The organism is Blautia sp. HCP3S3_G3, from assembly GCF_052063365.1.
Classification (GTDB): Bacteria; Bacillota; Clostridia; order Lachnospirales; family Lachnospiraceae; genus Blautia_A.
Map to the genome: position 1 here is coordinate 1 of NZ_JBQHXR010000040.1, position 11,838 is coordinate 11,838.

Sequence of the window (11,838 nt, forward strand, 5' to 3'; positions counted from 1 at the left end):
CATCATCCAGTCTGTAAATAGCGTTTAAATATGCTGACCGGATATACTTCGCAACATTGCTCTCACACCAACTGAGTGCAGTATCACGGGAATAACTCTCTGATTTGGAAGTTATCATGAAACTATAGAAAGAATCATAGCAGTCTTGATTAAGGCTTATTGCCCGTGCTCCGTATCTGTACCTTTTGAGTGTTGAAATAACTATAGCAGCATTGTTCCTGAAATCTTTCATGTCAGTTTCCTCCTAAAAAAAGTATACTGACATAGTACATTGTATCAGGATTTTATACGAACTTTTTCAGGAACATATACAAGGAAAATGCGGTTATGACAGCAAAAAGTTCGTATAAGGGCAGAGTTCGTATAATGTTTTTTATACGAAAATTCGTATAAAAAACAGAATCTAAATACAATGAGCTGAAAAACCAGCTTGAAATGGAAGAATTCTCAGATGCAACTCCTGTCTCTGTAGAACAGGAATTCTATATCAATATGTTCTATTCTAATCTCTGCGCAATCGTTAAGAATGATGCCGATGAGAAAATAGCTGCATCTTCCAGACAGGACAATCAATACAGATATCAGGCAAACCGGTCCTTTATTATCGGCAGGGTGAAATGTCTGACTACACGGTTACTTTGCGGTGAATTTCAACGCAGTGTAATATTCGCTCTGTTCCGCTCTGCAGCCAGGCACCGGTCTCAGATACAGCCCGGACGCAGTTATGTCCGCAAGAAGAAAAAGGATAATCTGAGAACTCATTTCAATCATAGAAAATCAGTATTATAAGGATGTTCCTTTTCTTTCACATACAAAATCTCATGAAAGGTGGTGATGCCCGGGCCTCCCTGTCAGAATTCCTAATATTTGTATGCACGATCATTCCTGCAGGTCAAAAGAATGTTCAAAGCTGGCGCATTTTGCATCTTTTAGTACTTGACGGTATGGCATCATCTATTTTCAGGCTACCACTGCGCCCATAACACCAAAAGCAGCCAGATGCACTCTGGGGAATTCGAGTGTACACGCTATAAAAAATTTTAAAGCCATATTTTCAGAATTTGTCATACTGTCAAATTACTTAAGTTGACCACATTGGTGCCTGTCACCAATGTCCTTACCATTTATTCAGGACGAAGGCCTCTTACCAGAGTCCGAAACTCCTGTTCTGTATCCACAAAATGATATGGCGCATACTCACCATACGCAGTTGGTCTGCTGATTGTCACAAGCTGTACACCCTTGTATCCAACAGCATTATTCAATTCCCTTTTTAATTCTACCAGATTCTTTCCATGACTTGTTTTTAAAGCAAAACAACCATGTGCATCACGATCTTTCGCTATTAGATAGCACATTATTCAACACCTCCTTAAATTCATCCTCATTCCGAATTAATCCACTTTCATATTTCTCACGCATTATCTTTCCTGTTTCTATCGGATAATTCTTCTTATACAGGTAAGCATGAAGCCAGTTATTCAGTTGTCTATCAAACAACGTATTAAACTGGATTTCTATAGGATAATGTCTCCCGCTTTTCTGATAGTACACATGAACTCCTCTGTATCCATCATCCGCTGCTTTTCCTTTTGTCATATCAGCAACCCGGAACCGAGAAGTTTCATCTGCCAATATTTGATCATAGCTGTCGCAAAACGCCCTGAATCCCAAAATATCATTGAACACTTTTCGCGTCTGATAATCCGGATAGTAGCGTTCATATTTCAGAAGAATAGAATCTAAACTTTTCACTCTATAGTCTAATGCAATATCTGAAAGAATTTCCTGTTCATCCAACCACTCTGTCATAGCGATCAATTCTGCAATCAACAAATCCTTATCAAAATAACGCAAATTTTTCTTCAATGTGATTCCAAGGTGCGATTCAAATGACAACGCATCCAAAATTCCCATCGATAAACCATTCATTTTCAGCAAATGTTCATTCATAAGCGCACCTCCCTCTCATCAAGATTATACACTTATGCTAACATAGATATACTGAATTATCAAGGCATATTCGTTGCTGTTAATGTCGCAAAAAACGACGTTTATTTATCAAATATACCAAACTCTGCTTTTTTTCCTTCCTTACAGATATTTATCAAAAAAACGGTTTACAAATTCAACCTAATGAACCCGCAATAAAAAAGCCATATACAACGGAAGCGTTAACAACTTTTTATCAGAAAAAAGAGAGAGTCGGAAAACACTTTACCATCTTCCCACTCCCTCTTTATTTAAATCACACTCTCTCTTATTCTCTGCCACTTACAGGCTTTTTACAGGCTTTTTACAGGCTCTTCACATACTCTTTGAACATATCCCCGCGCTGCTCATAATTGTCAAACTGCCCCCAGCTTGCGCATGCAGGGGAAAGAAGTACGGCTTCGCCCGGCTGTGCTTTTGCCGCACAGAATTTTACCGCTTCTTCCAGATTTTCGCAGAGCACGATATCATGGAATCCCAGTCTTTCGGCTGCTTCTTTGATTTTTTCCTTCGTCTGACCGATCAATACCAGACAGCGGACTTTGCCGTCAAAGGCCTGAATCCATTCGTCATAGCTGGAGCCTTTGTCATAGCCTCCTCCGATCAGCCAGGTCGGACGGATCATGGCCTGAATTCCTTTGATTGCGGCATCCGGATTGGTTCCCTTGGAATCGTTGTAGTAAACAACGCCATTTTTTTCTGTAACATATTCAATACGATGCTCTACGGCGGTAAACTCGCAGACACTCTTACGGATGCTCTCCATGGGAACCCCTGCGAAATAAGCCATTGCAATGGCGGCCATCGCGTTCTCATGGTTATGCTGTCCGAGGATTTTGAGATCTGTCGTCTTCACAACCGGAATTTCCTCGCCGTTCAGCTTCAGCACGATCATATCCCCGTCCAGATAAATGCCTTCATCCAGTTTACGGACACTGGAAAAATAGATCGTCTTCGGAACAATGTGTTTCCCAAATTCCCGAAGTACTTCATCCTCATAATTCAGCACACAGGCATCTTCCGGACCCTGATTCTTCACGATCAGTTCTTTCACACGAATGTACTCTTCCATTGTATGATGACGATTCAGGTGATCCTCTGTAATATTCAGAATCGCACTGACCTTCGGAGCAAATTTCTCAATGGTCTCCAGCTGGAAACTGCTGATTTCTGCTACGGTTGTGCTTGTCTCCTTCATCTCCAGAGCTTTGGAAGTATACGGAGTTCCAATATTTCCCACGACAAAAACGGACTCTCTTGCATCTGACATGATTTTTCCAAGAAGCGCCGTCGTAGTCGTTTTGCCATTGGTGCCGGTAATGGCAAGAACCTCGCCCCTGCCGGTCTGATATGCCAGTTCCACTTCTCCCCATACCGGAAGTCCCTGTGCGTAAAAACTCTTCACAATCGGAAGATCGGTAGGAACACCCGGGCTCAAAACAACCAGATCCAGACTGTCCTGCACATCTTTCGGAAGGTCGCCCGCATAGATTTCCAGCGGATAATCACCGGTAGTTTTATGTAATACTGCTTCTTTATCAATCTCTGCGTTCCCGTCATAAATTACCGGGCAGGCACCAACCCTGGCCAGCAGATCTGACGCTCCGATCCCGCTCTTGCCGGAACCGAATACGAGAACTTTTTTTCCTTTTAAGTCCATGTTATTTCCTCCAAATCATACCGCCGCAAAGCAAAACAGTCTTCCTTATTTATCATTGCGGCATTTTCCTGTGAAACAGACTGCAAACGGCAGATAGCCGATTTTCTCACAAATTTATAATGCCAGAAGCGCAATCAGACACATAATTGCAGTGACTACGGAAAATACCGCAACCACTCTGGTTTCTGACCATCCGCACAGCTCAAAATGATGATGGATCGGAGCCATTTTGAAGATTCTCTTTCCATGGGTAGCTTTGAAATAAGATACCTGAATGATAACGGAAAGAACTTCCACCAGATAAATCAGTCCCACCAGCAGAATAAACAGCGGCATCTGCATCATATAGGCAGCTCCTGCCACAAATCCGCCAAGAGCCAGAGATCCGGTATCTCCCATAAACACTTTCGCCGGATATACATTAAACAGCAAAAATCCCATCAGTCCGCCCACAACTGCGCAGGTGATCGGCTCAATACCGGAATTGGTTCCGATGGAAACCACGGTAAAAAAAACTGCCACGATCACGGTCACGCTGGAAGCCAGTCCATCCAGTCCATCTGTAAAATTCACACCGTTCACTGTTCCGATTACGGCAAAAAACAGAACCGGAATCGCAAGCCATCCCATATTCAGGTAATGTCCCGGCCAGAATGGAATGCGCATGCTCAGGGAAACATCTGTGTAATTCAGCAGATAGAATACAAAAATCCCTGTCAGAATCACCTGCAGAAGAAATTTCTGCCAGGCGAGAAGTCCATCGGAACGTTTCAGGACTACTTTCAGATAATCATCCAGGAATCCAATGATACCGAATCCCAGAGTCAGAAACAGTACGGGAATAATCTTAGGGTAGTCCTTAATATAGAAGAGAGACGTTACGACTACAGCAATCAGGAAGATCACACCGCCCATTGTCGGAGTTCCTGCTTTTTTCAAATGGGACTGTACACCTTCGGTTCTCTCTGTCTGTCCCATTTTCAGTTTCCTGAGAAACGGAATAACGACCGGTCCCAATGCAACGCTGATAACAAATGCGATCAGTACCGGGAATACAAATTGAAAATTCATCCTCACACCTCTTATTCATTCTTTCGTTTTTTGCACAGCGAATAAAATATAGGTCCTCTCTGGCTTTTTTGCGCAGCGATTACATATAGATTACTCACTGTGTTTTGCATCTTTCAGTATAAGGCTTTTTGCCGCAATTATCAACCCTCACCGTCTTCGACGCAGGATTTTTTTCGGATTTGGTTTCACTCCTCCTCACTTTCCGTCACCGCTGCGGTCTTCTCAATTCCAAGATAAGGCAGCACATTTGCAAAAATACTCCGGATCACCGGCGCGGCAATGGTTCCTCCGTAGTAGACACCCTGAGGATTATGAATGATGCAGATACCCAGAATCTGCGGATCCTCTGCCGGTGCGAATCCAAGAAAAGACGAAATATACCGGTTCGCACTCCTGGGAAGCGTCTGGGAAGTCGCTGTTTTTCCGCCAATGGTATACCCTTCTATCTTCGCATTTCTACCAGATCCGTCTGAAACCACCTTTTCCAGAATATACCGGACTTTTTCTGATGTCTCTGCCGAAACAATGCCTTCCTCCACCGGATATTCCAGTTTTTTTGCGTAGGAATCATCCGGGCTGCGTACAGTCACCCCGAAATGCGGCGTGATTCTCCTGCCTCCGTTGATCAGACCGCTCACCGTCGCCGCAAGCTGAATCGGCGTAATCTGGAAGGACTGGCCGAAAGATACCGTCGCAAGCTCCACATTTCCCATATTCTCCATCTGATGCATGATCGTTCCCGCCTCCCCCGGAAGATCAATCCTGGTTTTCTTCAGCAGGCCGAACTGCCGGAAATATTTATAATAAGTTTCCACGCCAAGACGCAGTCCCACCTCGATAAAAACAGGATTGCAGGAGTTTTCCGCTCCTTCCACAAAAGTCTGCGAACCATGACCGGCTCTTTTGGCGCAATGAATTCTCCTGTCATCCACAACTTTATAACCAGGACAATAAAACTGGTCGTTCAATGATACGACACCCTCTTCCAGCCCGGCAGACATGGTGATGATTTTGAAAGTAGAACCAGGTTCATACGTGTCATTCAGGCAGGGATTTCTCCACATCTGATTCAGAAGATCCTGTTTTTCCTCAGAGCTCAATCCGGAAGTATCCACCTCTGTATTCAGAGTAAAAGGATCGTTCAGATCAAATTCCGGCACATTGACACAGGCATAAATCTCCCCGTTCTGGGGATTCATCAGCAGAATCGATACACGTTCCGCCTGCTTTTCCTCCATGACTTTCAATGCCGCCTGCTGAGCAAATTCCTGTATATTCATATCCAGGCTGATCTGCAGATTATCTCCGGGAACCGGGTCTATACGGCTCTCTCCAATTTCATCGATCTCCACACCCCTGGCATCTGTTGTAGTCAGGATTTTTCCCGCGGTTCCGCTTAAAACATCTTCATACTTCACTTCCAGCCCAATGATTCCCTGATTATCCCCGCCTGTAAAGCCAAGAACTTTGGAAGCCAGTGTACCGTATGGGTAATAGCGTTTATAATCCTCATCCACTTTTACCCCCGCCAGATTGTACTCTCTGATTGCATCTCCTACAGATTTGTCCACATTCGTCCTGATCCGCTCAATTGAGGATACTTTTTCCACCCTTTTACGGACGGTCTGCTCATCTATCCCCAATTCTTTTGACAAAATGTTGATTACTTTCTCCGGATCCTCAATCTGACTGTGGATAACGGATATCGTACAGACAGTCTTATTTGCGGCAAGTACTTTTCCATTAGCATCCAGAATCTCTCCTCTGGCAGCTTTGATCTCACGTTCCCTTTCATGAAGATCCTGTGCTTTTTCATAATAATAATCCGACCGGAACCCCATCAGATAAACGAGTCTTCCGGCCAGTCCCGCCAGCATTGCCGCACAGCAGGCAAAAACCACCCATACTTTCTTTTTATGAAAGGTCATATTTTTCTTCATAAAAAAACCGCCGGAAATTGTCATATTAATATATGACTTTCCCCGGCAGGTTATACTTCTCTTTATATCACTCTCTATAACACTCTTTATAGCGACCTTTATAACACTATTTATAATGCTCTTAATAACGTTCTTTATACCGCTCTCTATTCATTTATGAAACAAAACTATACAATGCCTCATGAAACACCATTATTCCAGTCCTGCCTCTTCATTGGTAATTCCTTCACTCTCCATATCATTTCCCGTGATCGGATCGGAATCATCCTCCAGAGGTGCAGGTGCGCTGCTGTTGGAAACTGCTTCCGGAAGAGCTTCCGCAACTCCCAGCAGACTGTCGGATTTCACGGTATTTCCATTTTCATCGTACACATATTCTCCATTGGAATCCAGAAGATATCCACTCTCATCAATACGGTTTCCTTCCATATCGATGCGATGACCTTCCGCATCCACCAGATTTCCTTCTGCATCCAGATCAACACCGGACAGGCTCTGCAGATGTCCGTTGAAGCCTTCCCAGAGTTCTGTTTCCGGAATGGTTCCATCTGTCACTTCATCCGGCGCAATATTCAGGTAAGGAAGCAATTCGGAAAGAATTCCCTGCGCAATATACTGAGCAAAGGTACTGGTCGCCTGGTTTTCTGCATTCGGTTCATCCACAACCACATAGATTACGACCTGAGGATCGTCCACCGGAGCAAATCCGATAAAGGAGACCAGATATTTGCCGTTTCCTCGCGGAAACTTCTCTGCTGTACCGGTTTTACCACCGGAGCTGTATCCCTGAACTTTGGAATAAATACTGGTACCGGATTCCACACTGGACTGCATGTAGGCGCGGATGTTTGCAGAAATCGTACTGGATATCGTCTGTTTCAAAAGCGTCGGCGTGATGGTTTTGATCGTACCGCCGCTGGAATCTTTGATTGCGGAAACCAGATGCGGCTGGTAGTAATATCCGCCGTTAATAACGGAACACATGGCATTGATTTCCTGAATCATGGTACAGGTAAAGCCCTGTCCAAAAGCGGAACATGCCAGCTCTGTCTCACCCATGGTATCTGTGGAGTGGATAATACCGCTTCCCTCATTGGGAAGATCGATTCCCGTCCTGCTTCCGAAATTAAAAAGACTCTGCGTCTTGATAAACTGTTCGCTTCCCATTCTGGCAGCAATCTGCATCATACCGTCATTACAGGAATTGGCGATAACCTCTGCCAGTGTTTCCGTACCATGTGCATCCGGCCAGACCGCACATTTGATAAAAGTATCCGTGCCAAAACTCTGTCCTCCGTCGCAGGTAAATGTATCGTTGAAATAAATCCCGCCTTTTTCCAGAGCTGCTGCCATAACGATTGGTTTTACTACCGAACCCGGCTCATAAGCATCGGTCACACAGTAATTACTCCACATCGCATTCAGTGCGTCAACTGTCTCAGTATCATTCATCTGTTTGATTTCTTCTTTAGAATATACATTCGAAAGATCTCTCGGTTCATTCAGATCGTACCGATCTCCGCCATCCATGGCGAGAATTTCTCCCGTAGACGGGTTCTCTACAATCACGCCGACATGCTTGGCACCGGTTCCTTCCAGAAACCCGTTGACATATTTTTCCACAATCTGCTGAATCCCCACATCCAGTGTCAGTTCCAGACTGTTTCCATCGGTTGACTCAATAATTGTCTGCTCGACATCAGAATTATTATTGAAATATCCGTACTGACGGCCGTCTGCTCCTGTCAGGGTACTGTTATAATATCCCTCAATTCCAATATCCGCCGTATCGCGGCTCAGAGTAAAACCAATCGTATCACACGCAAGACTTCCAAAAGGATAGCTCCGAAGATAGTCTTCCTCAAACCATACGCCTTTGATATTCATGCGTTCCTTTTCCTGCTCGGCAGTCAGTCCGTCTTCCGTTCCGGCATCTGCATATTCCTCAAATGTCTTTTTTTCATCCATGGAAAGCTGTTTTTTCAGAATCTGATACTGGCTCTCCTTCGTTGCCTCGCTGTTCAGGCGGGAACGGATATCATCTTCATCCAGACCAAGTACCTCCACCAGTGCACGAACAGTAGGCTCCACATAAGGCTGATTGCCCTTGTCATCTTCTGTGTTTACTGCCAGACAATCAAGAATCACACTGTAGACCTTATTACTGGTCGCCAGAATATTGCCGTTCCTGTCATAAATGTCTCCCCTCTTTGCGGGAAGAGTACGGTTCTCATATTGCTGCTGAGCCTGACTCAGCACCTGCTTTTTGTACTTCTGTCCGCTGGTCGCATTGATCACGGAAATTTTTACCATTAATGCGACTAAAGCCAGCAGCACTCCTCCAAAGAGTACCACCAGCTTTCTTCTCATGTATAAATTTATTTTTTTCTGTGGTTTTTGTGTATTGTTTTTATTTCTTCTGTTCAAATTATCACCTACTCGGAATCAGGAATATCCTGGTACTGTCTTACGTAGCTGCTCTGTGACGTTTCATATGTCATTTTCTGATCGTCGGACGGATAACGCATACCCAGACGCCCGATTGCAATTGCTTTGATCGCATTCAGATCCACATTGGAAGTCACCTGACTCTCATATGCATCATTGTCTTCCTTGAGTTCTGTAAGCTGTGACTCCATCGCTGCAACGGCCTTCATCTTTGCTGTCAGCTCTGATTTCAGCTGCAGATAATGCACGCATCCAAAAAGGATTGCAACGGAAACGAGGGCCAGGAAAATCACAAATCCTCTGCTCATGTTCATTGCTTTTTCTCTGTTGCGCTGCGCTTCACGGCTCAGCTGATGAGAAGAAGCGGATGGCCGGGAAGATCTGGTACTCCCGGAAGTTTCTGCTGCCTGCACTCTCTTGCGCACAGGCGGTTTCTGTCTGGAATAGCTTCGCTTTGCCGGAACTTCCTGCAGCCGTCTCGCTGTATTGCCTTCGATATACACGCCTTTGTTGTTTCTTACCGTATTCGGATTTCTTCTTGCAGTTGTCGGTCTGCCTGTATTGGCCATATTCTGCTCACCTGACTTCTATTACTAAACCTGTATCTGTCTTCCTCAGCAGAAATTTCTTAATTCCTGCCGGACAGATATCATCACTTATTGCCTTCGTAATGCTTTTCAAAAATTCTAAGCTTCGCACTCTTCGAACGGGGATTTTCCTCCATCTCCTGTTCGCTGGGAAGTATCGGCTTTCTGGTAATCACTTTACCTTTCGATTTCCTGCCGCAGACGCACACCGGAAAATCGGAAGGACAGGTGCATGGATTTTCATTTTTGCGGAAAATCGTCTTCACGATCCGATCCTCCAAAGAATGGAAGGTAATGATACAAATTCTTCCATCTTCTCCCAGCATATCGATCATTCCATCAAGGGATTCCCGCAGAACATCCAGTTCCCGGTTCAGTTCGATACGAATCGCCTGAAAGGTACGTTTCGCCGGATGGCCTCCCGATGCCTGCATTTTCATAGGGATCGCACGGCGGATAATCTCCGTCAGTTCACCGGTTGTTTCAATGGGAGCTTTTTCCCTTGCAGCAACAATGTGCTTCGCTATATTTTTTGCAAATTTATCTTCTCCGTAATCACGGATGATACGGTATAATTCTTTTTCGTCATAACCATTGACAATGTCACTTGCCGTCTGGCTCTGCCTCTGATCCATGCGCATGTCCAGCGGGGCATCCACACGATAAGTAAAGCCGCGTTCTTCATTGTCAAGCTGATAGGAAGAAACTCCAAGATCCAGTAAAATCCCATCTACCTGGTGAATTCCGCGGGCTTTCAACTCATTAGCCATGTAACAATAATTGCTGCGAATGATCGTTGCCTTGTCACTAAAGGCAGCCAGCCTCTCACTCGCAGCAATTATTGCATCTTGGTCCTGATCTATGCCAATAAATCTCCCCTTGGCAGAAAGTTTCTTACATACCTCAAGGGCATGTCCTGCTCCTCCTAAAGTTCCATCCACGTAGATTCCGTCGGGTTTTACCCTTAAACCCTCGATGGTTTCTTCCAGCAATACAGATTTGTGTTTAAATTCCATATCCGTCTCCTGTTGGATTTCTTTCAAGCGTAATGCCCAGTATCATGTCTGCGATCTGTTGATCCGACAGACAGGATGCTAGATGACGATACCCATGTCCTGCATACTTGCTGCAACATCATCCATATCATCATAGTTGCAATTCTCGCTCCACTTTTCTTTGCTCCAGACTTCAATTCTGCTCAGATTTCCTGTCAGAACCACATCCTTGTCCAGACCGGCAAACTCCCTTAACGTCTGAGGTACCAGGATTCTCCCCTGCTTGTCCAGCTCACAGTCTGTGGCGCCTGCTACAAAGAAACGTGAGAAGGTTCTTGCATTTTTGTTTGTAAGTGGTAATGCTCTGAGTTTCTCTTCAAAGGCTTCCCATTCATCCATGGGATAAATGTAAAGACAACCATCCAGTCCCTTGGTCAGGATAAACTTTTCCCCTAAAAGTTCCCTGAATTTGGAAGGGATAATCAAACGCCCCTTCGCGTCGATTGTGTGTTTGTATTCTCCCCTGAACATGCAACTCACCTACTCTCGGGAAATGCGATTCTCCCCTTCGCATTTCCGGGCAGAGATGGATTTCTGCCATTCACGCCTCCACCTACTACCACAATTCTCCACTTTCTACCACTTATGTGTTCATTCTAACCTATTTAAGCTGAAAAAACAAGTGGGAATCTCAGATTTCATACTTTTGTAAATTTTTCACAGTGCGAAAAGAGCTGGATGTTAAGCAGAAGGGTATTCTTTATGCCATATGCGAAAGAAAGCTTTGGTATATACACTGGTATTGGATGAATGGAAATGTCTTGCAGGAAATGAAAGGGGCTTTTGTTAATTAAAGGGGGCTTTAGTTAATTACAGCGGGTTTTAATGAATTAGACGTTAGCTCTGCATTAATCCGTGGGGATTTTTTGCGTTTGGTTGTGCTATGGTTTTCACCGAAGCTTCCGTTCAGGGCGAAACTCTGTGAGAGGGGAGGCGTGAAAAACCGTACGCGAAAGAGAGCTCCTGAGGGCCGTGCAGACATACCTTCGGTTCCGGTGCAGGCTTCGGGGTATAAGAAGTACTAAGGGCTGTGTATTTTTGCTAAAAGCGTGAACAGGATTTCTGAACTCGCCTTCGGCTCAGAC

Annotated in this window: 10 protein-coding genes; all 10 read right to left on the bottom strand. The window is 44.7% G+C overall.

Annotated elements, in window-relative coordinates:
- Positions 1-232 (bottom strand): hypothetical protein (locus ACTNEW_RS15750; protein ID WP_441062681.1); only part of this gene is annotated, 232 nt, incomplete at its 3' end.
- 892 nt (positions 233-1,124) lie between these two features.
- Positions 1,125-1,358 (bottom strand): DUF6718 family protein, encoded by a 234-nt coding sequence (locus tag ACTNEW_RS15755; protein ID WP_441062683.1) that lies wholly within the window; start codon positions 1,356-1,358, stop codon positions 1,125-1,127.
- Complete coding sequence (locus ACTNEW_RS15760) at positions 1,330-1,953, bottom strand: RelA/SpoT domain-containing protein (RefSeq protein ID WP_441062685.1); 624 nt, start codon at positions 1,951-1,953, stop codon at positions 1,330-1,332. Before ACTNEW_RS15760 ends, ACTNEW_RS15755 begins: the two co-directional genes overlap by 29 nt.
- A 343-nt stretch (positions 1,954-2,296) precedes the next feature.
- Positions 2,297-3,652, bottom strand: coding sequence for a UDP-N-acetylmuramoyl-L-alanine--D-glutamate ligase (murD, locus tag ACTNEW_RS15765; protein ID WP_441062687.1), 1,356 nt, complete (start codon positions 3,650-3,652; stop codon positions 2,297-2,299).
- A 114-nt stretch (positions 3,653-3,766) separates the two neighbouring features.
- A complete protein-coding gene (gene mraY / locus ACTNEW_RS15770) occupies positions 3,767-4,723 on the bottom strand; it encodes a phospho-N-acetylmuramoyl-pentapeptide-transferase (protein WP_441062689.1) in 957 nt (318 codons plus the stop codon).
- A 185-nt stretch (positions 4,724-4,908) separates the two neighbouring features.
- The gene (locus ACTNEW_RS15775) at positions 4,909-6,663 is read right to left on the bottom strand and encodes a peptidoglycan D,D-transpeptidase FtsI family protein (RefSeq protein ID WP_441062691.1); all 1,755 of its coding nucleotides are present in this window, start codon (positions 6,661-6,663) and stop codon (positions 4,909-4,911) included.
- Positions 6,664-6,855: 192 nt separating this feature from the next.
- Entirely contained in the window at positions 6,856-9,018 is a 2,163-nt protein-coding gene (locus ACTNEW_RS15780) for a peptidoglycan D,D-transpeptidase FtsI family protein (RefSeq protein ID WP_441062694.1), read from the bottom strand.
- 80 nt (positions 9,019-9,098) lie between these two features.
- Positions 9,099-9,680 carry a hypothetical protein gene (locus ACTNEW_RS15785; RefSeq protein WP_441062696.1) on the bottom strand — a complete coding sequence of 194 codons (582 nt, stop codon included), beginning with the start codon at positions 9,678-9,680 and terminating at the stop codon, positions 9,099-9,101.
- Positions 9,681-9,763: 83 nt separating this feature from the next.
- Positions 9,764-10,714: a 16S rRNA (cytosine(1402)-N(4))-methyltransferase RsmH gene (gene rsmH / locus ACTNEW_RS15790; protein WP_441062697.1), complete on the bottom strand. Its 951-nt coding sequence runs from the start codon at positions 10,712-10,714 to the stop codon at positions 9,764-9,766.
- Positions 10,715-10,792: 78 nt separating this feature from the next.
- Positions 10,793-11,224, bottom strand: coding sequence for a division/cell wall cluster transcriptional repressor MraZ (gene mraZ, locus ACTNEW_RS15795; RefSeq protein WP_441062699.1), 432 nt, complete (start codon positions 11,222-11,224; stop codon positions 10,793-10,795).
- Positions 11,225-11,838 lie beyond the last annotated feature (614 nt).

What these genes read in the sequence shown, in the direction of transcription:
- ACTNEW_RS15760 (WP_441062685.1), bottom strand. Translation starts at nt 1,953, where the DNA reads ATGAATGAACATTTGCTGAAAATGAATGGTTTATCGATGGGAATTTTG.
- murD (WP_441062687.1), bottom strand. Translation starts at nt 3,652, where the DNA reads ATGGACTTAAAAGGAAAAAAAGTTCTCGTATTCGGTTCCGGCAAGAGC.
- ACTNEW_RS15755 (WP_441062683.1), bottom strand. Translation starts at nt 1,358, where the DNA reads ATGTGCTATCTAATAGCGAAAGATCGTGATGCACATGGTTGTTTTGCT.
- mraY (WP_441062689.1), bottom strand. Translation starts at nt 4,723, where the DNA reads ATGAATTTTCAATTTGTATTCCCGGTACTGATCGCATTTGTTATCAGC.
- ACTNEW_RS15775 (WP_441062691.1), bottom strand. Translation starts at nt 6,663, where the DNA reads ATGAAGAAAAATATGACCTTTCATAAAAAGAAAGTATGGGTGGTTTTT.
- ACTNEW_RS15785 (WP_441062696.1), bottom strand. Translation starts at nt 9,680, where the DNA reads ATGGCCAATACAGGCAGACCGACAACTGCAAGAAGAAATCCGAATACG.
- mraZ (WP_441062699.1), bottom strand. Translation starts at nt 11,224, where the DNA reads ATGTTCAGGGGAGAATACAAACACACAATCGACGCGAAGGGGCGTTTG.
- rsmH (WP_441062697.1), bottom strand. Translation starts at nt 10,714, where the DNA reads ATGGAATTTAAACACAAATCTGTATTGCTGGAAGAAACCATCGAGGGT.